Raw genomic sequence first — 23,601 nt, 5'->3', positions numbered from 1 at the left:
ATGAGGCTATGGTTCAAGTTCGCAAACTGGTGTTAGCAATAGCGGCCGCCTCGGCGCTGTCCTCCGGTATGGCGCATGCCCTCGGGCTCGGGGAACTGACCCTGAAGTCGACGCTGAACCAGCCCCTGGTGGCAGAAATCGAGCTGCTCGATGTCAAGGACCTCACCGCTGCCGAAGTGGTGCCGAGCCTGGCCTCGCCGGAAGATTTCGCCAAGGCCGGGGTTGATCGCCAGGCCTTCCTCAATGACCTGACCTTCACCCCGGTGCTCAACGCCAGCGGCAAAAGCATCCTGCGCGTGACGTCCAGCAAACCGCTCTCCGAGCCGATGGTGAAATTCCTCGTGCAGGTGATGTGGCCTAACGGTCGTTTGCTGCGCGACTACAGCGTGCTGCTCGATCCGTCCAAATTTTCGCCGCAAACCGCCGATGCCGCCGCGCAACCGGCGCCGTCCCAAGCGGTCACCGCGCCAACCACCGGCGCCACCAAGCCGTCGACCTACACCACCACGCCGCGCGATACCCTGTGGGAAATCGCGGCCAAGGCGCGTAATGGCGGTTCGGTGCAGCAAACCATGCTGGCGATCCAGGCGTTGAACCCGGATGCCTTTATCAACGGCAACATCAACCTGCTGAAAACCGGCCAGGTCCTGCGCATGCCGGATCAGGTGCAAAGCACCAGCCTGGCGCAACCCAAGGCCATCGCTGAAGTCGCCGCGCAGAACACCGCGTGGCGCCAGGGCCGCCGTTATGTGGCCAAGCCTGGCACTGGGCAGCAGCAGTTGGATGCCACCAAGCGTGGTCGCGGCGATGCCGCTTCGACCCAAGCGGCGAAAGACAAGCTGAGCCTGGTGTCTGCCGAATCTGGCAAGGGCGGTAAAGGTGCGGCGGGTGATGCGAAGAATCTGAGCAACAAACTGGCGGTGACTCAGGAGAGCCTGGACACGACCCGTCGTGACAACGCCGAACTGAAAAGCCGCATGACCGATCTGCAAAGTCAGCTGGACAAGCTGCAACGCCTGATCGAACTGAAAAACAATCAACTGGCCAAGTTGCAGGCTGAAGGTGCTGCTCCAGCGACACTGGATGCACCTGCGGCAGCGACTGCTCCGGCAATCTCGGCCGAGCTGACACCTGCGCCGACACCGGCGGCAACCCCGACGGAAGCGGCACCGGCAACGCCTGCACCGGTGGTGACGGCCCCTGAGGCCACTCCGGCCCCGGCAGAAACGCCCGTCGAGCCGACTCCGGCAGTTTCCAACGAGCAGAAATTCAACGACCTGCTGACCAACCCGATTCTGTTGGGCCTGGTCGGTGGCGGCGCCATCGTCCTGCTGCTGTTGCTGTTGCTGCTGGCCCGTCGCCGCAAAGCCCAGCAAGAAGCCGAAAAGCATCTGCGCATGGCGCGAGCCCTGGCCGAAGAGCAGGAGTTCTCTCCTGAACAAGATTTGCCGGAAAGCAGCTTCGAAGGCCTTGAAGTGCCGCCGCCCGCCGTTAAGCTGGCCAAGGCCCCAGCGCCGACACCTGCACCCGCTCCGGCTCCGGCTCCGATCATTGAGCCAGTCGTGGTCGCCCCAGTGATTGCCGCGCCGCTGGTTTCCCCGGCCGCCGAACGCAATGATGACGTCCTGGCTCACGCCCAGTCGCACATCACTGCCGGTCGTCTGAATCAGGCGGCTGCTCTGCTCGAAGACGGCATCAAGCAGGAACCGCAACGCAGTGACCTGCGCCTGAAGCTGATGGAAGTCTACGGTCAGCAAGGCGATCGTGATGCTTTCGTGGCCCAGGAGCGTCAGCTGGTAGCCAATGGCGATAACTTCGCCCAAGTCGAACAGCTGAAAAGCCGTTTCCCGGCCATGGCACTCGCCGCCGCGGGTGGCATCGCTGCCGCCGCTATCGCTGCAGAACTGGATGCCCAGTACGTCAAGGATCTGCTGCTGGATGAACCTGAAGTCCCGGCACCGGCTCCGGCCGCCGATGATCTCGACAGCGCCTTCGACTTGAGCCTGGATGACCTGGAAAATGCTTCTCCGGCCGTGGTCGCTCCGACACCGGAACCGGAAGCCTTGGCAGAGCTGGACGAATTTCCGCTGGACGACGACCTGAGCTTTGAATCGGTGCTGCAACAGCAGACCGACATCAAGGAAAACCTCGACGACCTGTCGGACTTCGATCTGGACCTGGACCTCGGTGGCGACGCTTCGCCAGCGACCCTGGCCGAAGATGATTTCCTGCTCGACCTGGATGAGGGCGTCAAGGACTTGCCTGCCGTCGACGCACCAGTCGTGACCGAAGCGGCGCTGGATGACCTGGAACTGCCGGCGGACTTCGACCTGTCCCTGGCTGACGAAATGGACGTCCCTGAGCCGAAGGATGCGTTTGCCGCTGAGTTGGACGACGTCAACGCCGAGCTGGATCGTTTGTCCCAGAGCATGGGTGAACCAACCTTCACTGCTGAAGACGCGGCCGCTTCCGTGGCCGACGAGCCGGAGTTCGACTTCCTCTCCGGTACCGACGAAGTCGCCACCAAACTCGATCTGGCCCAGGCCTACATCGACATGGGCGACAACGATGGCGCCCGGGACATCCTCAATGAGGTGGTGACCGAGGGTGATGCAGGGCAGAAGAGCGAAGCCAAGGAAATGCTCTCGCGCCTGGCTTGATGGTCAGTGAGTTGTAAAAAAACGGCAGCCCATTGAGGCTGCCGTTTTTGTTGGTGAAGCAAAAAGATCGCAGTCTTAACTCAACAAATCCTCATAAAACGCCCCGAATGGACGGGTAGGGTGGGCAATCTGGATCTCCAGAATCCACAACCCCACATTCGGGCAGTCCTCGAAATGACCCAAATCCCCGGCACGATAGATCGCATGCGGGAAATCACTGACCCGATGGCCCTTGATCTCCAGGTTCAACTTCCAGCCCATCGCCGTGGCCTGTTCGTCGGCATAGCGATACAGCTCAGGACCGGCTACCTGCTGTGTGCGCCAGTAATCGTGGACCTGATCGAACAGGGTTTTCGCCGCCACGGCGCATGCCTTCATCTCCGGATCATCGCCGACAGTGAACGTCGCGCCCGAGTCGCCTTCATGGCGATCCCAGACCACGCCGAGGTCGATAAAGAAAATATCGTTCTCAGCCAACACCGGATCGCCGTCGGAACGTTGCTTGAAGGTTTTCAGGGTGTTTTCGCCGAAACGGATTTTCGACGGGTGCCAGATGCGGTCCATGCCCAGTTCGTTCAGCACTTCCAGGCTCATCGCCTGGGCTTCGGATTCCAGCATGCCGGGTTTGACGCGGCGGGCCATTTCGTCGATAGCTTCCCAGGTCTTGCGTTTGGCGTGGAGCATGCCTTCCAGGCTATACGCCAGGCCGACGGCTTCCTTGTTTGCAATGGCGGTCATCATCAGGTCTCGTTTTTTGTGTTTTCGTTGTGTATTTGTCTATATAGCGAAGTCGGTAGGCGTGATGCAATGGCACACAGCTCTGGCGTCCCGGACTTGCGGCCTTATAATGCCCGCCTTTGCGTACATCAGCAGGCTGTCACCCCTTGGCAAATATAGATAATCCGGCTGCCGAAATGGCGGCCGACGGCTTTTTCCGGATCGCGCTGGGCGTTGAATACAAAGGCTCGCGTTATCGCGGCTGGCAGCGCCAGGCCTCTGGCGTGTTGACGGTGCAGGAAACCCTCGAAAACGCCTTGTCCAAAGTCGCCGATTCGCCGGTGTCGCTGCATTGCGCCGGGCGTACCGACGCGGGTGTGCATGCCTGCGGCCAAGTGGTGCATTTCGATACCCAGGTCGAGCGTTCGCTCAAAGCCTGGGTCATGGGCGCCAACATCAATTTGCCCCACGACGTCAGCGTCAGCTGGGCCCAAGTCATGCCGCCGCACTTTCATGCGCGCTTCAAGGCCATCGCCCGGCGTTATCGCTATGTGATCTACAACGATCAGATCCGCCCGGCGCACCTGAACGAAGAAATCACCTGGAACCACCGTCCGCTGGACGCCGAGCGCATGGCCGAAGCCGCGCAGTATCTGGTCGGCACCCATGATTTCAGCGCCTTTCGTGCCGGGCAATGCCAGGCCAAATCGCCGATCAAGGAGCTGCACCACCTGCGGGTCAGCCGCCACGGCAAGATGATCGTGCTGGATATTCGCGCCAGCGCTTTCCTGCACCACATGGTGCGCAACATCGCCGGGGTATTGATGACCATCGGGTCGGGCGAGCGCCCGGTGGAGTGGATGAAGGAAGTGCTGGAGAGCCGCGTTCGCCGTTCCGGCGGCGTCACGGCGCACCCGTACGGCCTGTATCTGGTGCAGGTGGAGTACCGCGACGAGTTCCCGTTGCCGGACCGTTATATCGGGCCGCACTTCCTCACCGGTTTCAGCGAACTTGACGGCTGACGCCCTCGAACGCATTTGTTACCATCCGGGACTTTCTCGGATTTGCCTTGGGGTTCTATCGACATGTCAGCCGTTCGCAGCAAGATTTGCGGGATTACCCGCATAGAAGATGCGTTGGCGGCAGTCGAGGCCGGGGCTGATGCCATCGGATTTGTGTTTTACGCCAAAAGCCCACGGGCGGTGACGTTTGCGCAGGCGAGGGCGATCATCAAGGCCTTGCCACCGTTCGTGACCACCGTGGGTTTGTTCGTCAATGCCAGTCGCTGCGAGTTGGGGGAAATCCTCGACGCGGTGCCGCTGGACCTGTTGCAGTTCCACGGTGACGAAACCGCCGACGAGTGCGAAAGCTGGAATCGCCCGTACATCAAGGCCCTGCGGGTCAAGGCCGGGGATGACATAGCGGCGGCGTGCCATGCGTTCCCAAGTGCCAGCGGTATTTTGCTCGACGCCTATGTTGAAGGCGTGCCGGGCGGAACCGGCGAAGCGTTCGACTGGTCACTGATACCGCAAGGCTTGAGCAAGCCGATTATCCTTGCCGGCGGTCTCAATCCCGATAACGTCGCCGAAGCCGTTGCCAGGGTTCGGCCGTATGCCGTGGACGTCAGCGGTGGGGTAGAGGCGAGCAAGGGCATCAAGGATCACGCAAAGATCCAGGCATTCATCAAAGCGGTACGTGATGTGACGGCTGGCTAACGGCCGCCGTCCACAGCTCTGTAGAAAAGAGGCTGAGGGTTTTTCGGGTTGTACGCAGGTCAGTTTTTCTGACCCGGCCATCCATCGATCATCGCCACACACATGAATTTAGCTCAAGGGCATACGCGGGGCTGCGAACCAAAGCGTTCGGGCCGCCGGTACTGGAGAAAGAAAGCATGAGCAACTGGTTAGTAGACAAACTGATCCCTTCGATCATGCGTTCCGAGGTCAAGAAGAGCTCGGTGCCTGAAGGTCTGTGGCACAAATGCCCGTCTTGCGAGGCTGTGCTGTATCGTCCGGAGCTGGAAAAGACCCTGGACGTTTGCCCCAAGTGCAACCACCACATGCGTATTGGCGCTCGTGCGCGCATCGACATTTTCCTCGACGCCGAAGGCCGTGCCGAATTGGGCGCGGACCTGGAGCCGGTTGACCGTCTGAAATTCCGCGACGGCAAGAAGTACAAGGACCGCCTGACCGCCGCGCAAAAAGCGACCGGCGAAAAAGACGCCCTGATCTCCATGAGCGGCACCCTGCTGGGCATGCCGGTGGTGGTGTCGGCGTTCGAGTTCTCCTTCATGGGCGGCTCGATGGGCGCCATCGTTGGTGAGCGTTTTGTTCGCGCTGCCAACTACGCGCTGGAAAACAAATGCCCGATGATCTGCTTCGCCGCCTCCGGTGGCGCGCGGATGCAGGAAGCCCTGATTTCCCTGATGCAAATGGCCAAGACCTCCGCGGTCCTGGCGCGTCTGCGTGAAGAAGGCATTCCGTTCATCTCGGTCCTGACCGACCCGGTCTACGGCGGCGTTTCCGCCAGCCTGGCAATGCTGGGCGACGTGATTGTCGGCGAGCCGAAAGCCCTGATCGGCTTCGCCGGTCCGCGTGTGATCGAGCAAACCGTGCGTGAAAAACTGCCGGAAGGCTTCCAGCGCAGCGAGTTCCTGCTGGAACATGGCGCGATCGACATGATTATTCACCGTCAGGAGCTGCGTCCGCGCCTGGGCAACCTGCTGGCACAAATGATGGGCCTGCCGACGCCGAAGTTCGTCGCTGCGCCAATCGAGCCGATCGTGGTGCCACCGGTACCTGCCAACATATGACCGAGCGCACCCTTGGCGAATGGCTCGCCTACCTCGAGCAGTTGCACCCTTCGGCCATCGACATGGGCCTGGAGCGCTCGCAACAGGTAGCGTCCCGCATGGGACTGGGCAAGCCGGCGCCTCGGGTGATCACGGTCACCGGCACTAACGGCAAGGGTTCTACCTGTGCGTTCGTGGCTTCTTTGCTGCGGGCCCAGGGCCTGAACGTCGGTGTCTACAATTCTCCGCACCTGTTGCGTTACAACGAGCGGGTGCAGGTCAATGGCGTCGAAGCCACTGACGCCGAGCTGTGCGAAGCGTTTGCGGCGGTTGAGGCCGGTCGTGGCGAAACGTCGCTGACCTACTTCGAAATGGGCACCCTGGCGGCGTTCTGGCTGTTTCAACAGGCCAAGCTCGATGCGGTGGTGCTGGAAGTCGGCCTCGGCGGGCGTCTGGACACGGTCAACGTGGTCGATGCCGACATTGCGCTGGTCACCAGCATTGGCGTCGATCACGCCGATTACCTGGGCGATACCCGCGAATCCGTGGCCTTCGAGAAGGCCGGCATCTTCCGCCAGGGCGCACCTGCGCTCTGTGGCGATCTGAATCCTCCCCAACCCCTGCTGGACAAGGCGCGCGAGCTGGATTGCCCGTTTTTCTTGCGTGGGCGCGATTTCGACCTCGGCATTACCGAACAAAACTGGCAGTGGCGTGGCGTTGACGCTCAAGGGCGAGTGGTTGAGCTGCATGATCTGCCGTTGCTGGATCTGCCGATGGAAAACGCGGCGTTGGCTTTGCAGGCTTATTTGCTGCTCGATTTGCCGTGGGTCGATGCGCAGATTATTGAAGCGCTGAAAGCGACGCGGATTGTCGGGCGGCTGGATCGACGGCAGTTCGAGTGGCAGGGCAAGCGCCTGAATTTGTTGCTGGATGTGGGGCATAACCCCCATGCGGCCGAGTATCTGGCCCGGCGTCTGGCCAGTCGCCCACCGGTGGGCAAACGCCTGGCGGTGTTCGGTTTGCTGGCGGACAAGGATCTGGATGGTGTCGTTGGCGAATTGAATGCTAGTGTCCAGTCATGGGCTGTTGCGCCACTGGATTCGCCGCGGGCGCGGCCGGTTGCAGATTTGCACGCGGCCTTGCAGAACCTTGGCGCGTCGGTAACGTCCTATGGCAGTGTGGCGGCCGCCCTGGAAGGGCAGTGCGCACTGGCGACGAGCGACGACGAGATTCTGTTGTTCGGATCATTTTATTGTGTTGCCGAGGCCCTTGAATGGCTGGCCCGGCGCTCCACGGAGGAAGCGGCAAATGGCTTTGCTGGATAAGGCGTACAAACAGCGCATGGTCGGTGCCCTGGTACTGGTGGCGCTGGCGGTGATTTTCCTGCCGATGCTGTTTTCCCGTCAGGACGAACAGCGTCAGATCACGGTGCAGGCGCCGGCTGCGCCGCAAGCTCCTTCGATGCCGCAAGTGCAGGTCGAGCCGGTGGTGGTGCCTGAGCCGCAAACCTTGCCTCAGGAACCGGTGCCGAGCGACGACGAAATTGCCGATCAGCAGGCACCGACGATGCCGATTGCACCGGCTGCCCCTGTGGCCTCGACTCCGGCAGCTGCCCCCAAACCGGTGACGCCGCCTGCACCTGTCGCCAAACCGGCACCGGCCCAGCCGATTGCCGCCGCACCGGCGAAACCGGATACCACCCAAAGCCGCGTCGATGCCAATGGCCTGTCGGTCAGCTGGTCGGTGCAACTGGCCAGCCTGTCGAGCCGTGCCAGTGCCGAAAGCCTGCAAAAATCCCTGCGCAGTCAAGGCTATAACGCCTACATCCGTACCGCCGATGGCAAGAACCGGGTGTTTGTCGGGCCGCTGATCGAGCGCGCAGAAGCCGATCGCCTGCGTGACTTGTTGGGTCGCCAGCAGAACCTGAAAGGTTTTGTCGTACGTTTCCAGCCTGAGCGTGGCTAAAACTATCGCGCCGATTTGAAATGCACTGACAATCGCAGCTTACCGATAAGCATGGGCTCTGCTAAAATGCGCCGCCTTATCCGTCTGTAGGCTGCACTGTGCCATTTACCTGGGTTGACTGGGCGATCGTTGCAATCGTCGCCATCTCCGCATTGATCAGTCTGAGCCGCGGCTTCGTCAAAGAAGCATTATCGCTGGTGACCTGGATCATCGCAGGAGCTGTTGCCTGGATGTTCGGTGGTTCATTGTCCGAGTACCTCGCCGGATACATCGAAACGCCATCGGCTCGTGTGATCACGGGCTGCGCCATCATGTTTATCGCCACGTTAATCGTCGGCGCAATGATCAATTATCTTATCGGTGAGTTGGTTCGCGTTACCGGGTTGTCCGGGACCGATCGATTCCTCGGCATGGCCTTCGGCGCTGCGCGTGGCGTGTTGCTGGTGGTCGTGGCGGTCGGGCTGTTGAGCCTGGGGCCGGTACAGCAGGACAGCTGGTGGAAAGAATCACAGCTCGTGCCAAAATTTTTATTGGTCGCAGATTGGTCCAAAAACCTGATTCTCGGGTGGAGCAGTCAGTGGCTTGCCAGCGGTATCAGCGTACCCGCTGAATTACCGTTCAAGGAACACCTCTTGCCGACGGCCAAAACGCCTCAGTGAGTTGTGTTCAGTTCAGATCCATTAAGTAGGGGTTGCGTCGCATGTGTGGCATCGTCGGTATCGTCGGTAAGTCGAACGTCAATCAGGCGCTGTATGACGCGCTAACCGTGCTCCAGCACCGCGGCCAGGACGCTGCCGGTATCGTGACCAGCCATGACGGCCGGTTATTCCTGCGCAAGGACAATGGCCTGGTGCGTGACGTGTTCCATCAGCGTCACATGCAGCGCCTGGTCGGTCACATGGGCATTGGCCATGTGCGTTACCCGACCGCAGGCAGCTCGACTTCGGCCGAGGCTCAACCGTTTTACGTCAACTCGCCTTACGGCATCACCCTGGCGCACAACGGTAACCTGACTAACGTTGAACAATTGGCCAAGGAGATTTACGAATCTGACCTGCGCCACGTCAACACCAATTCCGATTCGGAAGTGCTGCTCAACGTGTTCGCACACGAGCTGGCCCAGCGCGGCAAGTTGCAGCCGACCGAAGAAGACGTCTTTGCCGCTGTAACTGACGTGCACAACCGTTGCGTCGGTGGTTACGCGGTCGTGGCGATGGTCACCGGCTACGGCATCGTCGGTTTCCGCGATCCGCACGGCATCCGCCCGATCGTCTTCGGTCAGCGTCATACCGACGAAGGCGTCGAGTACATGATCGCCTCCGAAAGCGTATCCCTGGACGTGCTCGGTTTTACCCTGATTCGCGACCTGGCACCGGGCGAAGCGGTCTACATCACTGAAGACGGCAAGCTGCACACCCGTCAGTGCGCGACCAACCCGTCCCTGACTCCGTGCATCTTCGAACACGTGTACCTGGCGCGTCCGGACTCGATCATCGACGGCGTGTCGGTCTACAAGGCCCGCCTGCGCATGGGTGAGAAGCTCGCCGACAAGATCCTGCGCGAGCGTCCAGAGCACGACATCGACGTGGTCATCCCGATCCCGGACACCAGCCGTACTGCGGCCCTGGAGCTGGCGAACCACTTGGGCGTCAAGTTCCGCGAAGGCTTCGTGAAGAACCGCTACATCGGCCGGACCTTCATCATGCCGGGCCAGGCTGCACGGAAAAAATCCGTACGCCAGAAGCTCAATGCCATCGAGCTGGAGTTCCGCGGCAAGAACGTGATGCTGGTGGATGACTCGATCGTTCGCGGCACCACGTGCAAGCAGATCATCCAGATGGCCCGTGAAGCTGGCGCGAAAAACGTCTACTTCTGCTCTGCGGCCCCGGCCGTTCGCTACCCGAACGTCTATGGCATCGACATGCCGAGCGCCCATGAGCTGATCGCGCACAACCGTTCAACCCAGGACGTGGCTGACCTGATCGGCGCCGACTGGCTGATCTATCAGGACTTGCCTGACTTGATCGAAGCGGTCGGTGGCGGCAAGATCAAGATCGAGAAGTTCGATTGCGCGGTGTTCGACGGCCAGTACGTGACCGGCGACGTCGACGAGGCGTACCTGAACAAGATCGAGCAGGCACGCAACGATGCCTCCAAGGTCAAGACCCAGGCAGTCAGTGCGATCATTGATCTGTATAACAACTGAGTAACTACCGGCCCTGAGGGGCCGGTTTTGTATCTACTAAAAGAGCAAGGCAAGGAGTGACAGCATGAGTCAGGATTGGGATGCCGGTCGGCTGGACAGCGACCTCGATGGCGTAGCGTTCGATACCCTGGCCGTACGCGCCGGTCAGCACCGTACGCCGGAAGGCGAACACGGTGATCCGATGTTCTTCACTTCCAGCTACGTATTCCGCACCGCTGCCGATGCGGCAGCGCGTTTTTCCGGTGAAGTGCCGGGTAACGTTTACTCGCGCTACACCAATCCGACCGTGCGTGCGTTCGAAGAGCGTATTGCCGCGCTGGAAAGCGCCGAGCAAGCGGTAGCCACCGCCACTGGCATGGCTGCGATCATGGCGGTGGTGATGAGCCTGTGCAGCGCTGGCGACCATGTGCTGGTGTCGCGAAGCGTGTTCGGCTCGACCATCAGTCTGTTCGAGAAGTACTTCAAGCGCTTCGGTGTCGAAGTCGATTACGTGCCGTTGGCCGACCTGTCCGGCTGGGACGCGGCGATCAAGGCCAACACCAAATTGCTGTTCGTCGAATCTCCGTCCAACCCGCTGGCCGAGTTGGTGGATATCGCCGAACTGTCGAACATCGCTCACGCCAAAGGCGCGATGCTGGTGGTCGATAACTGCTTCTGCACCCCGGCCTTGCAGCAGCCGTTGAAACTGGGCGCGGACATCGTTGTGCATTCGGCGACCAAGTTCATCGACGGCCAGGGCCGTTGCATGGGCGGCGTGGTAGCTGGTCGCAGCGAACAGATGAAAGAAATCGTCGGTTTCCTGCGTACCGCCGGGCCGACCCTCAGCCCGTTCAACGCCTGGATCTTCCTCAAGGGCCTCGAAACCCTGAACCTGCGGATGAAGGCGCATTGCGCCAACGCCCAGCAGCTGGCCGAGTGGCTGGAGCAGCAGGATGGTATCGAGAAAGTCCATTACGCTGGCCTCAAGAGCCATCCGCAGCATGAACTGGCCTTGCGTCAGCAGAAGGGCTTCGGTGCGGTCGTGAGTTTTGAAGTCAAGGGCGGCAAAGAGGGCGCGTGGCGCTTTATTGATGCGACCCGACTGATTTCCATCACCGCCAACCTCGGTGACACCAAGACCACCATCACCCACCCGAGCACCACCTCTCACGGCCGTTTGGCGCCGCAAGAACGTGAAGCGGCGGGGATCCGTGACAGCCTGATCCGCATTGCGGTCGGCCTGGAAGATGTGGCCGACCTGCAAGCCGATCTGGCGCGCGGGTTGGCGGCCTTGTGATCGAGTTGTCGACACCGAATACGGGCACCCATGGCCGCGTTGCGTTGGTCACCGGTGCCGCGCGTGGCATCGGCCTGGGCATCGCGGCCTGGCTGATCAGCGAAGGCTGGCAGGTGGTGCTGACGGATCTGGATCGCGTGCGCGGTTCGAAAGTGGCGAAGGTGCTGGGTGACAACGCCTGGTTCATCGCCATGGACGTGTCGAATGAAGGGCAAGTGGCACTGGGTGTCGCCGAGGTGCTGGGGCAGTTCGGGCGCCTGGATGCGCTGGTGTGCAATGCGGCGGTCGCCGATCCGCACAACATCACCCTGGAAAGCCTTGATCTGGCTTACTGGAACCGCGTGTTGGCGGTCAACCTCAGTGGGCCGATGTTGCTGGCCAAGCACTGTGCGCCGTACCTGCGCGCTCACAACGGTTCGATCGTCAACCTGGCCTCGACCCGCGCCGGGCAGTCGGAACCGGACACCGAGGCTTACGCGGCGAGCAAGGGCGGGCTGTTGGCCCTGACGCACGCGCTGGCGATCAGCCTGGGGCCGGAGATCCGCGTCAATGCGGTCAGCCCCGGCTGGATCGATGCCCGGGACCCGGCTGCACGGCGTGCCGAACCCCTGACCGATGCCGACCATGCCCAGCATCCGGCGGGCAGGGTAGGGACGGTCGAGGACGTGGCGGCGATGGTGGCGTGGCTGTTATCGCGCAATGCCGGTTTCGTCACGGGCCAGGAGTTCGTGGTCGATGGCGGCATGACCAAGAAGATGATTTACAGCGAGTAGTTCGAGCAAGGGGCCGTGACAGGCGAGGCTTACGGTTGAAGGCGTCTGTTGCTGGCGTTGCGTGGAATGACACGATTTTGTCTTTTTCAGAAAAACTTCAATCCTGCTATTGACTTAGGTTCGCTACCTGCGTAAATTTCGCGGCCTCGGAGATGCAAACCGGGTGATTAGCTCAGCTGGGAGAGCGTCTGCCTTACAAGCAGAATGTCGGCGGTTCGATCCCGTCATCACCCACCACTTCCGAGAGTCTTGCGAAAGCAAGATGGACGCTTTTAAAAGCCTCCACCGACGCGCAGCGGTAGTTCAGTCGGTTAGAATACCGGCCTGTCACGCCGGGGGTCGCGGGTTCGAGTCCCGTCCGCTGCGCCATATTTCCGAAGCAGGTTGTTACCTGGTTCGAGATTGAAAAGCCTCGAAGCTTTCAGTCAGACGAGTTACTTGAGCGAAAGCTCAAAGCGATACGCAGCGGTAGTTCAGTCGGTTAGAATACCGGCCTGTCACGCCGGGGGTCGCGGGTTCGAGTCCCGTCCGCTGCGCCATATCTGCCTCAAGGCCCACTGAACGCCTTGTAGCTACGAAGAAAAGCCGCTGGCTGACTTCGAGTCGATAGCAAAGACCCTGGTCGAAAGACCGGGGTTTTTTGTGTCTGCGATTTGGCTTTTCCCTCCTTTGCCCTGGTCCTCAGGGATTCGCATCCGCCGACCGAGCGCGGATTGGCAATAATCTCACTCCTGTTGATAATCCCTCTCAATCACGCGCAGCCCTGATTAACCGGTGCTTGCGCGTCGAAATCTCTCTCCGTCAGTCATTTATTCAAGTATTTACTGGGTGCAAACCGCACAAAGCGCTTTATTTGAAGTCCCATCACTAATTAGAATGAGTCGCATTTAAAATATTTCTTCGCGCAGGGTTCCTTTAGATGAGTGATGCAGCGATGCCGACGGGGCAAACCTTCCACGACCTGTACCGCGACCACCGGGGCTGGCTGGAAAGTTGGTTGAGACGACGCATGGGCAATGGCTGTGATGCGGCGGACCTCAGCCAGGATACGTTCGTGCGCCTGCTCGCCAGCTCCCAGCGTATTGCAGACCTGCAAGAACCCCGCGCCTACCTGGCCACAGTCGGCAAACGCCTGCTGACCAATTTCTACAAACGCCGCAGCCTCGAACAAGCCTACCTCAATGCCTTGGCGCTGCTGCCGGAGGACTGCGTCCCGTCCCCCGAGCAGCGCTGGATCCTCCTGGAAACCCTGCAAGCCCTGGACGAATTGCTCGATGGCTTGCCGAGACCGGTGCGACGGGCGTTTCTCTGGAGCCAGCTGGAAGGCTTGGGCTACTCGGAAATCGCTGAACGCCTGCAAGTCTCCGAACGCACGATCAAGCGCTACATGGCCCAGGCCTACGAGCATTGCCTGCTGGTGGAGCTGTGATCGGTTCGCCACCGACGGCCGAAGCCCGCCAGGTTGTGCGGGCCGCCGCGCAGTGGCTGGCACTGATGGAATCCGGCAGCGCCAATGAGCGGGATCGCGCCAACCTGCAGAGCTGGCGCGATAGCCATAGCAGTCACGAACAGGCCTGGCAGAAAGCCCAGTTGTTGCGCCAACGTTTTGCTGACCTGCCATCGGCATTGGCGATGGCCAGTCTGGATCGGCCGCAAGCCAGTCGGCGTACGGTGCTCAAGCGCGCCGTCGGTGCCGTGGCGCTGGTGCCGACCGCCTGGCTGATCAGTCGACAGTTGCCCTTGGATGTGTGGAGCGCCGACCTGCGCACCGCGACCGGGGAGGGCAAGAAAGTCCAACTGGCCGATGGCAGCTCATTGCAACTGAACACCGCGACCGCCGTCGATATCGATCTGAAGAACCGGCGCCTGAAACTCGTCGAGGGTGAAATTGCGCTGAACGTGCCTGGAGCCTCGCCGCTGACGATTCAGACAAACTTCGGGCAAGTGATCGTCAGCCAGAGCGCGGTGTGTGTGCGTCAGGGGCAAACGGGCTGCAAAGTCTCGGTGCTTAAAGGCACAGTGCAGTTGCAGCCGTTGCGCGGGCCGGTCTTTTCGTTACTGGGAGGCCAGCAAGTCAGCCTTCTGGCGGCGGGCGCCGGCAACGTGGAACCCTTCGATGTGCTCGCCCCAGGTTGGCGCGACGGTGTGCTGATGGCGCAAAACCAGCCGCTGGGGGATTTTTTGCGCGAACTCAGTACCTATCGCCCAGGCGTGCTGCGCTGGGAACCCGAACTGGAATCCCTGCGCGTCACCGGCAGTTTCCGTCTGGAAGACACCGATCGTATCCTCGCCTTGTTAGCGGCCAGCCTGCCGCTGGAGGTGCATTCGCGTACGCGTTATTGGGTAACGCTGCTGCCGCGCAAAAATATTGTTTAGGGCGTGTCCCCTTTTTTCGCGTCGCTTGTCATTCAAGGCAAGTGAAACGAAATCAGAGAGATTCTCAATGCCCGCAGTGATGCCTTGCAGTACGCGTCTGGCTCCATCCAGGCTGCGCCCGTTGTTGCACTTGAGTCTGTTGTTGAGCCTGAGTGCCTGTCCGTTGTTCATCACTGCCGGTTGGGCCGCAGATGCGTCCAAACGCAGCTACCAAGTGCCAGCAGGCAGCCTCAGCGCCGCGCTGACCCGTTTCGCCGGGCTGGCCGGGGTCAATCTGTCGGTGGACCCGGCACTGGTCAGCGGGCGTAACAGCCCGGGGCTTTCCGGCGACTTCGCGGTCGAGGAGGGCTTTGCCCGGTTGTTGCAGGGTTCCGGTCTGCAATTGCAGCCAGTGGGCGAACAGGCGTACATCCTGACGCCGGCGCCGGAAGGCGGCAGCCTGCAACTGGCGCCGACTTCGATTCTTGGCGCAACCGGTGGGTCGGACGGCGAGGTGTATGCCGGCGGCCAGGTCGCGCGCAAAGGCTCACAAGGCATGCTCGGCTCGAAAGACTTCATGGAAACGCCGTTCAGCATGACCACCTACACCGCCGAGGCGGTGAAAAACCAGCAGGCGCGCACCTTGGGCGACCTGGTGGCCAGCGATCCTTCGGTTCGTGCGACCAACCCGGCGGGTGGCCGTTATGAGCAATTCACCATTCGCGGGCTCAGCCTGTTCAACAGTGACGTTTCCTACAACGGCCTCTACGGCGTCCTGCCGACCTATACGATCGACATGGAGATGGCCGACCGCGTCGACATCATCAAAGGCCCGAGCCAGCTCATCAACGGTATCTCGCCGCGGGGCAGCGTCGGTGGCGGGATCAACGTGGTGCCCAAGCGCGCGACCGACAAACCGATCACCTCGTTCACCGGCAGCTACGCCTCCAATAATCAGCTCGGCGGCGCCGTGGATATCGGCCGGCGCTTTGGTGAAGACGACAAGTTCGGCATTCGTTTCAACGGCGTGAAGCAGTCCGGCGACACCGAATGGGATCACCAGAGTGTCGACCGCGACATGGCCGTACTGGGCCTGGATTTTCGCGGTGAACGCCTGCGACTCTCGACCGACGTCGGGCATACCGAGCGTGATACCGATGCGCCGCAGGAGCGTGTGATCGTCGGCGCCAACGCCCAGGTTCCCCACGCCAGCGAAGTACGCAGCAACTATGCGCAGCCCTGGAGCAAGGCGCGGACCAAGGACACCTTCGGCACAGTCAGCGGCGAATACGATGTCAGCGATTCGGTCATGCTGTATGGCGGCGTGGGGGCGCGCAAAAGTAATCATGACTTTCTCCGTCACGCCGTTTCCATCACCAACAACGCCGGCGATTTCAGCGTTCAGCCCCGTGATTTCACCCGTGACGAAAATGTCCGCACGGGTAATTTTGGCGTACGCAACTGGTTCCATACCGGTTCGGTGAGCCATGAAGTCAACCTGGCGGCCAGCTACTTCTACATGGACTTTGAAAATGGCGGCGCCCGTTATGCCTCCGCCCCCAGCAACCTCTACAACCCGGTGGAAACACCGACACCCAACAGACCTACGCGACAGGATTCGAAGGTCTACACCGAAAACCGCTCCACCGGCGTGGCGTTGTCCGACACCTTGGGCTTCTTCGATGACCGTGTGCTGCTGACCCTCGGCGCTCGCTGGCAGCGCGTAAAGGTTGACGACTGGACCGATAACGTCAAAGGCGACACCGCCTACGATGATGAAAAGGTATCGCCATCGGGCGGCATCCTGTTCAAGGCCACCGACAAGCTGTCGCTGTACGCCAACTACATGGAAGGCCTGAGCCAGGGCAAGATCGCACCGTCGACCTCGGTCAACGAAGACGAGATCTTCCCACCATTCGTCAGCCGTTCGGTAGAGGTCGGCGCCAAGTACGACGCGGGTCCATTCGCCGTGACCGCTGCGGTGTTCCGAATCAAGCAGCCGGCCTACGAGACCAATGCCACCACGCGGGTCTTCGGCCCGAACGGCAAGCGCGAAAACACCGGTGTGGAAGTGAGCATGTTCGGCGAGCCGCTCGACGGCTTCCGCCTGCTCGGCGGCGTCATGTACATCGACAGCGAGTTGAAGAAGACCACTGACGGCCTGTTCGACGGCAACCGCGCGCCGGCAACGCCGAAATACAACGTCAACCTGGGCGCCGAATATGATGTGCGCAGCGTACAGGGCCTGACCCTGACCAGCCGCGCCATTTATTCCAGCTCGCAGTACCTGGACCAGTCCAACGTCAAGGAAATCGACGCCTGGACGCGGATGGACGTCGGCGCTCGCTACGCCTTCAAGGTCGACGACAAGAACATCACCCTGCGCGGCAATATCGAGAACGTGGCGAACAAGCGCTACTGGAGTTCCGCCGGGGCTTCGGATGACAGCGAGCCTGGCTTGACGCTGTCGACCCCACGAACCTATCTGCTGTCGGCGACTGTCGACTTCTAAATCGATGCAACCGTGCGCTGCGCCACAAGGAAGGGCGCCGTCGGTTGTTTCATCCGTTTATTCCTGCAGAGGAAATATCCATGTCCCACCTGACTTGATGATCTATCGCGATACTTTGCTATAAGTGAGTGCCTGTTCGTAGGTAATAACAAAGTTGTCAGTTTTATAACAATAACATGGCCGGATAATGGCACTGATGAACGCTTGAACAAGTTTCCATAACTTGTGGTTTTGTGTGCGTGAACGGTTTTAATAACCGATTATCGAGTTATGTAAATATTCCCAAAAAGTGCAAGCAAACGGTTGCGTCATTTTGTAAATGGGAATAGTTTTCATATCGAAACTTATCGAGGATAAACCGATGTTGAATGATGGCGTATTGCACTCTAATCCATTGCAAAAAACCAATGCCGACTATCTGGCTCGACAAAGCAAGTTCGAATCCAATGTACGCAGTTATCCACGCAAGTTACCACTGGCAATTGCCAAGGCCCACGGTGTGTGGGTCACCGACGTCGAAGGCAATAGTTACCTCGACTGCCTCGCCGGCGCTGGCACGTTAGCCCTGGGGCACAATCACCCGGCCATCATGGCCAGCCTCGACAGTTTCCTCGCCTCGGGCTTGCCGATGCACACGCTGGACCTGACCACTGTGGTCAAGGACGCCTTCAGCGAAACCCTGCTCAGCCTGTTGCCGAACCAGGGCCGCGATTACTGCCTGCAATTCTGCGGGCCGTCCGGGGCGGATGCGGTGGAGGCGGCGCTGAAACTGGCCAAGACCTACACCGGGCGCAACAACATCATCAGTTTCTCCGGGGCCTACCATGGCATGACCCACGGCGCCCTGGCCCTGACCGGCAATACCGCGCCGAAAAATGCCATCGCCAGCCTGATGCCCGGGGTGCAGTTCATGCCGTTCCCCCACGAATACCGTTGCCCGCTGGGGATTGGCGGCGAGGCTGGGGTCGAGGCGCTGACCCACTATTTCACCCAGTTCATTGAAGACGTAGAAAGCGGCGTGTCACTGCCGGCAGCGGTCATTCTTGAGGCCGTGCAAGGCGAGGGCGGTGTCAACTGCGCCCCGGCGAGCTGGCTGCGGGCGATCCGCGAGGTGACGCGCAAGCACGGCATTCTGCTGATCCTCGACGAAGTGCAGACCGGTTTCGGTCGCACCGGCAAGATGTTTGCCTTCGAACACGCTGAAATCGAACCCGACCTGATTGTCATGTCCAAAGCCGTCGGTGGCGGTTTGCCCATGGCGGTGCTGGGTATCCGTCGCGAATTCGACGCCTGGGAGCCCGGCAACCACGCCGGCACTTTCCGCGGCAATCAAATGGCCATGGCTGCCGGGCTCGCAACATTGCAGGTGCTGCAACAGCAGAATCTTGCCGCCCAGGCCGAACGCCGTGGCCAGTGGCTCAAGGACCGACTGGTGGAGTTGCAGGCGCATTACCCGGCCCTTGGCCAAGTGCGCGGTCGCGGCCTGATGCTGGGCATCGAGATCGTCGACGAGCGCCAGCCGGCAGACCGCCACGGGCATTTCCCGATGGACCCGGCACTGGCCGTGGCCATCCAGCAACACTGCTTTAAACAAGGTCTGCTGCTGGAACGCGGCGGGCGCAAGGGTAATGTCATCCGCTTGTTGCCGCCATTGATTATCGACGATGAACAATGCCAGCAAGTGATCCAGCGTTTTGATAACGCCATGGCCGCTGCTTTATTGCAGTTGCGTCCCTGAGTGTTTAATCGAAGTGTTTAGCACGTCGCCAAGTTGCAGTTTGATGACGCTGGCGCCCATCACTTTGATCATCATCTGATTGTTTAAAAGGTTCAGTGAAGTGAAGTCGTTACGTGGAGTTTCGTCGGCCGTAGAAACGGTCGATCAACAACTAATTTTTTCGCCATATAACGTGTCCAGTGGCCTCGCGGGCTACGGTGGAGCACCCATGAATCATCCCAATCGCAGTGTTTTACCGAATATGGTCAGTGAGCTGGCGACAACGTGCGCGTTGCTTAATTGTTTAATTAAAGAGTTCGCCTTGCCGGAAAACTGCCTCAGTTACAGTTGGCCGACCCAGATGCAAGGCATCGCCCCGGGCAGTTACCTCGAAGGCCTGGAATGGAAGGGCATTCCCCTGACCATCAACCTGCCCAACCAGCAGCAGTTCTTTGTGATGGTGGACCGTCGTGATGGGCTCGGCAGTCACCGTTACCTGTCGGACGTCTACGCCCGGCGCGGTGAAGGCGACTGGTCGAGCCTGCGGTTTGCCGAGTTCGTCGAGCAGTTGCTCGCCGCGTGTGAACATATGACCCGCGCCAGCAACGATGAGTTGCTGGATCAGGTGTTGCAGAGCCAGTTACTGACCGCCGCTATCGTCGGCCACAACACGCCGATGGACGCCGACCCGCTCAGCGGGTACCTGGCCAGCGAGCAGGGCTTGTGGTTTGGCCATCCGAACCACCCGGCGCCCAAGGCGCGGCTGTGGCCGGCGCATCTGGCCCAGGAAACCTACGCCCCGGAATTCCAGGCGCGCACCGCGATGCATTTGTTCGAGGTACCGCTGGAAGGGTTGAACGTCGGTGCCAATGGCTTGAGCAAAGCCCAGGTGCTCGCCGGTTTTGCCGATCAGTCCCAGGCCCGGCCGGGGCACGCGGTGATCTGCATGCACCCGGTGCAGGCGCAACTGTTTATGCAAGACGGTCGGGTGCAACGTCTGTTGAAAGACAAAGATATCGTCGACCTGGGCGCCACGGGGCTGATGGCCAATCCCACGGCGTCGATCCGCACCTGGTACATCGAAGGTCACCCGTTTTTTATCAAGGGCTCGTTGAACGTGCGCATTACCAATTGCGTCAGGAAAAACGCCTGGTACGAGTTGGAAAGCGCGCTAATGATCGACCGCATTTTCCGCAACCTGCAACTGACCCAGCCCGAGACCCTCGGCGGGTTGTCGGTGGTGGCCGAACCGGGCCTGTTGAGCTGGGCACCGCACAGCGCCAACGAAGCCGACAGCCACTGGTTCCGCGAACAAACCGGCGCAATCCTGCGCGAGAACTTCTGCCTCGACACCGGCACCGACTGCAGCATCATGGCCGGTACGCTGTTCGCCCGAGGCCTGCATTTGCGGCCGTTGGTCCACGAATTCCTGACCCGCTTCAATGGCAACGACATCGACGATCAACAACTGTTGAGCTGGTTCGATGACTATCAGGCGCTGCTGCTGCGGCCGGTGCTGGCGCTGTTCTTCAACCATGGCATCGTCATGGAACCGCACCTGCAAAACAGCGTGTTGGTGCACGACAACGGTCGCCCACAACGCTTGCTGCTGCGGGACTTCGAAGGGGTGAAACTGACTGAGGAACTGGGGGCGTCGAAGATTGATTCCGACGTTCATCCACGGGTCCGCGAGTCGCTGCTGTATTCGCGCCAGCAGGGCTGGAACCGCATCGTCTATTGCCTGTTCGTCAACAACTTGTCCGAGGCCGTGCTGGCCCTGAGCTGGGAGCGTCCGCACCTGGCGCCGCTGATGTGGCAACGGGTGGAACAGCAGTTGATCAGCATCCGCGCCGAACTGACCCGCGCGGCACCGGAGCTGGATGCGCTGATCGCCGGTCAGCCGATTGCCTGTAAGACCAATCTCAAAGTGCGTCTGGCGGCCAAGGCTGATCGCCAGGCTGGCTACGTCACATTGGTGTCCCCATGGGGCAAGGAGGCTACGCATGGATAAGCTGCCCGCGACGGTATTGGCCGCCATCGACGAAGCCCGCACGCAACAGGAAGATCCGCTGGCGCTGTTCATCTACGACCTGGACGCGCTGAAGCAACACGTGACCCGGGTGATGGCCGCGCTGCCCAAAGGCGTCGAGCTGTACTACGCGATCAAGGCCAACAGCGAACCGCAGATCCTCGCCACCGTCGCGCCGTTGGTGCACGGGCTTGAGATTTCCTCGGGCGGCGAGATCGATCGCGTCCAGGCCTGCCCGACAGCCAAGCCCTTCATCTTCTCCGGCCCCGGCAAACTGGATTCCGACCTGCGCTCGGCGCTGCAGCATCAGGTCGAAGCGATCCATATCGAAAGCCTGAATGAAATCGTCCGCCTGCAACGGCTGGCGCTGGAAGCGGGGCGGGTGCAGGACGTGTTGCTGCGGATCAACCCGGAACTGCCGTCGCCGCTGTCGAGCAAATTGGCGATGGCCGGCACTGCTACGCCATTCGGCATTGATGAGTCAGAACTGGCCCAAGCGGTGAGCTGGGTGGATAACGCCAGTCATCTGCGACTCAAGGGTTTCCACGTGCACGCGATGTCCCATCAGTCGCTGGTGGAACGCCACGAACAACTGCTCGATCTGTACCTGGAACGCTGGCCGCAATGGAAGGCGTTGTCGGCCAGTCCGGCGACGATCACCCACCTCAACGTCGGCGGCGGCATCGGCGTGAACTACCTCGGCCCGCAGCAGTTCGATTGGCAACGTTTGTGCGCGCACCTGGGTGAGTCCCTGGCGGCGTGTGTCGATGCGCCGATCGTGCGTTTCGAGCCCGGCCGTTTCATCAGTGCCTATTGCGGCTACTACGCCATCGAAGTGCTGGACAGCAAAACCAGTCATGGCAAACACTTCCTGGTCTGTCGTGGCGGCACTCACCACTTCCGTTTGCCGGTGGCCCAGGGGCACGATCACCCGGTTATTCATCTGCCTCGGCACCCCATAAAGACGGGCGCCGTGGCGCAGAAATGGACCGTGGTCGGACAACTCTGCACGCCCAAGGATGTGCTGAGCCGCGATTGCCCGCTGACTGGTGTCGAGGTCGGCGACATGCTGGTGCTGCCGCTCGCCGGCGCCTATGGCTACAACATCTCCCACGCCGATTTCCTCTGCCATCCGCGACCGCCGCAGCTGTTTGCAGGAGGCGCCTCTTGGGTTTGACGGTGGCCGCTCCGCGCTGGCTGGTGGTGGTCAATGTGCTGTTGGGCACGTTGACCGTCAGCCTCAACAACAGCTCGCTCAACCCGGCGTTGCCGGCGTTCATGACCGCTTTCGACATCGGCCCGGTGCTGGCGACGTGGATCGTCGCGGCGTTCATGGTGAGCATGGGCATGACCATGCCGCTCACCAGTTTTCTCAGCCAGCGGGTAGGGCGCAAGCGCCTGTACCTGTGGGGTGTGGCGTTGTTTGTCTGCGGTTCGCTGATGGGCGCTTTTGCCAACTCCATCGCGTTGGTGATTACCGCTCGCGTGGTGCAAGGGATTGCCAGCGGACTGATGATTCCGTTGTCGCTGGCGATCATTTTTTCGGTGTACGCCAAAGGCGAGCGCGGCCGGGTCACCGGTTTGTGGGGCGCGGCGGTGATGCTGGCGCCGGCGCTGGGGCCGTTATGCGGGAGCCTGATGCTGGAGTGGTTCAGTTGGCGTTCGTTGTTCCTGATGAATGTGCCGATCGGCCTCGTCGCGCTGATCCTCGGTGTGGCGGTGCTGCCGGCGTCGGAAGCGTCCGAGCGTAAACCGTTCGACCTGGCGGGTTACCTGCTGATTGCGGCAGGCATTGGTTTGCTGATGATCGCGGTCGGTCGTCTGCGCCACGCTGATGCCCTGACGGATCCGCTCAACCTCGGCATGTTGCTGGCGGCCATCGTCTGTCTGGTCGCTTTCGTGAAGCTGGAACTGAACCGCACTTCGCCGCTGCTCAACCTGCGCATCTTCGCCCTGCGTGGTTATCGCCTGAGCGTGATCATCGCCGTGGTGCAATCGGTCGGCATGTTCGAGTGCCTGGTGTTGTTGCCGCTGTTGGTACAAGTGGTGATGGGCTACAGCGCCATTTGGACCGGTCTGTCGCTGCTGTGCACGGCGGCGTTTGCCAGCCTGTTCGGCAACCTCGGCGGTCGCTGGCTCGACCGTCACGGGCCGCGAGGCGTGGTGCTCTGGGGGCTGCTGATGACCGGCGGCGCGACGCTGGGCCTGGGTATGCTCGGCGCCGGCTCCTCCATCGCCACGGTGTTTTTCCTGATGATGGTTCGCGGCGCCGGCCTCGGGCTGTCCTACATCCCGATCACCACCGCCGGGCTCAATGCCTTGCCCGAACCGATGGTCACGCAAGGCGCGGCGATGAACAACATTTCCCGGCGCCTCGTGTCGTCACTGGCCATCGTCATCGCCTCGCTGTGGCTCGAATTTCGCCTGGGGGACGGGCTTCATTCCGCCACCACGCCGGGAGCGATCAGCGAAGTGTTCATGGCCACCGGCCTCCTGGTTTTGCTGGCGCTGCCCTGCGCCTGGCGTTTTCCCGTACATGAACCCGACGAGCCGGCCGAGGCATTGCCCTCGGCCCTCGAACACCGTTAATTCTTTAATCG

The 23,601-nt window shown here is 60.9% G+C and carries 18 protein-coding genes and 3 tRNA genes; 20 read left to right on the top strand and 1 reads right to left on the bottom strand.

Going from position 1 to position 23,601, the window contains the following annotated elements; translation table 11 throughout:
- Nucleotides 1–8: 8 nt before the first annotated feature.
- A complete protein-coding gene (locus HKK53_RS09850; protein ID WP_169370665.1) occupies nt 9–2,660 on the top strand; it encodes a FimV family protein in 2,652 nt (883 codons plus the stop codon).
- A gap of 75 nt (nt 2,661–2,735) precedes the next feature.
- Here HKK53_RS09850 and HKK53_RS09845 read toward each other — a convergent pair whose 3' ends face one another.
- Entirely contained in the window at nt 2,736–3,398 is a 663-nt protein-coding gene (locus tag HKK53_RS09845; protein WP_169370664.1) for a M24 family metallopeptidase, read from the bottom strand.
- 176 nt (nt 3,399–3,574) lie between these two features.
- On the opposite strand from HKK53_RS09845, the gene truA reads away from it, so the two are divergent.
- The 19 genes from truA (at nt 3,575) to HKK53_RS09750 (ending at nt 23,590) form a co-directional block, all read left to right on the top strand.
- Nucleotides 3,575–4,399, top strand: a complete 825-nt coding sequence (gene truA, locus HKK53_RS09840; protein WP_169374222.1) for a tRNA pseudouridine(38-40) synthase TruA — start codon at nt 3,575–3,577, stop codon at nt 4,397–4,399.
- A 63-nt stretch (nt 4,400–4,462) separates the two neighbouring features.
- Entirely contained in the window at nt 4,463–5,092 is a 630-nt protein-coding gene (locus HKK53_RS09835) for a phosphoribosylanthranilate isomerase (RefSeq protein WP_169370663.1), read from the top strand.
- Nucleotides 5,093–5,268: 176 nt separating this feature from the next.
- Entirely contained in the window at nt 5,269–6,189 is a 921-nt protein-coding gene (gene accD / locus HKK53_RS09830) for an acetyl-CoA carboxylase, carboxyltransferase subunit beta (protein ID WP_054052935.1), read from the top strand.
- Nucleotides 6,186–7,493 (top strand): bifunctional tetrahydrofolate synthase/dihydrofolate synthase, encoded by a 1,308-nt coding sequence (gene folC / locus HKK53_RS09825; protein WP_169370662.1) that lies wholly within the window; start codon nt 6,186–6,188, stop codon nt 7,491–7,493. The genes accD and folC overlap by 4 nt, the downstream gene beginning before the upstream one ends.
- On the top strand, nt 7,477–8,133 hold the full coding sequence (locus HKK53_RS09820) for an SPOR domain-containing protein (protein WP_169370661.1): 657 nt from the start codon (nt 7,477–7,479) through the stop codon (nt 8,131–8,133). The genes folC and HKK53_RS09820 overlap by 17 nt, the downstream gene beginning before the upstream one ends.
- A gap of 98 nt (nt 8,134–8,231) precedes the next feature.
- Entirely contained in the window at nt 8,232–8,792 is a 561-nt protein-coding gene (locus HKK53_RS09815) for a CvpA family protein (protein ID WP_149658888.1), read from the top strand.
- Between the two features lie 41 nt (nt 8,793–8,833).
- Nucleotides 8,834–10,339: an amidophosphoribosyltransferase gene (gene purF, locus HKK53_RS09810; protein ID WP_123512535.1), complete on the top strand. Its 1,506-nt coding sequence runs from the start codon at nt 8,834–8,836 to the stop codon at nt 10,337–10,339.
- Between the two features lie 64 nt (nt 10,340–10,403).
- Entirely contained in the window at nt 10,404–11,615 is a 1,212-nt protein-coding gene (locus tag HKK53_RS09805) for an O-succinylhomoserine sulfhydrylase (protein WP_169370660.1), read from the top strand.
- The gene (locus HKK53_RS09800; protein WP_169370659.1) at nt 11,612–12,388 is read left to right on the top strand and encodes an SDR family oxidoreductase; all 777 of its coding nucleotides are present in this window, start codon (nt 11,612–11,614) and stop codon (nt 12,386–12,388) included. Before HKK53_RS09805 ends, HKK53_RS09800 begins: the two co-directional genes overlap by 4 nt.
- 161 nt (nt 12,389–12,549) lie before the next feature.
- A tRNA-Val gene (locus HKK53_RS09795) sits at nt 12,550–12,625 on the top strand.
- A 55-nt stretch (nt 12,626–12,680) separates the two neighbouring features.
- A tRNA-Asp gene (locus tag HKK53_RS09790) sits at nt 12,681–12,757 on the top strand.
- Nucleotides 12,758–12,850: 93 nt separating this feature from the next.
- Nucleotides 12,851–12,927, top strand: a tRNA-Asp gene (locus tag HKK53_RS09785).
- Nucleotides 12,928–13,307: 380 nt separating this feature from the next.
- Nucleotides 13,308–13,817, top strand: coding sequence for a sigma-70 family RNA polymerase sigma factor (locus HKK53_RS09780; protein WP_169370658.1), 510 nt, complete (start codon nt 13,308–13,310; stop codon nt 13,815–13,817).
- A complete protein-coding gene (locus HKK53_RS09775) occupies nt 13,814–14,764 on the top strand; it encodes a FecR domain-containing protein (protein ID WP_169370657.1) in 951 nt (316 codons plus the stop codon). The genes HKK53_RS09780 and HKK53_RS09775 overlap by 4 nt, the downstream gene beginning before the upstream one ends.
- Before the next feature lie 67 nt (nt 14,765–14,831).
- Nucleotides 14,832–17,255, top strand: coding sequence for a TonB-dependent receptor (locus tag HKK53_RS09770; protein ID WP_169370656.1), 2,424 nt, complete (start codon nt 14,832–14,834; stop codon nt 17,253–17,255).
- A gap of 361 nt (nt 17,256–17,616) precedes the next feature.
- Entirely contained in the window at nt 17,617–18,993 is a 1,377-nt protein-coding gene (locus tag HKK53_RS09765; RefSeq protein WP_169370655.1) for a diaminobutyrate--2-oxoglutarate transaminase, read from the top strand.
- Between the two features lie 208 nt (nt 18,994–19,201).
- Nucleotides 19,202–20,983, top strand: coding sequence for an IucA/IucC family protein (locus tag HKK53_RS09760; protein ID WP_169370654.1), 1,782 nt, complete (start codon nt 19,202–19,204; stop codon nt 20,981–20,983).
- The gene (locus HKK53_RS09755) at nt 20,976–22,178 is read left to right on the top strand and encodes a type III PLP-dependent enzyme (RefSeq protein WP_169370653.1); all 1,203 of its coding nucleotides are present in this window, start codon (nt 20,976–20,978) and stop codon (nt 22,176–22,178) included. The genes HKK53_RS09760 and HKK53_RS09755 overlap by 8 nt, the downstream gene beginning before the upstream one ends.
- Entirely contained in the window at nt 22,175–23,590 is a 1,416-nt protein-coding gene (locus HKK53_RS09750; RefSeq protein WP_169374221.1) for a DHA2 family efflux MFS transporter permease subunit, read from the top strand. The genes HKK53_RS09755 and HKK53_RS09750 overlap by 4 nt, the downstream gene beginning before the upstream one ends.
- The last annotated feature ends 11 nt before the right edge of the window (nt 23,591–23,601 follow it).

Origin of the sequence: Pseudomonas sp. ADAK7, assembly GCF_012935675.1 — a bacterium.
Lineage (GTDB): Bacteria > Pseudomonadota > Gammaproteobacteria > Pseudomonadales > Pseudomonadaceae > Aquipseudomonas.
Note: the sequence above shows the minus strand (reverse complement) of the source record. Positions and strands in the feature narration are given on the sequence as shown.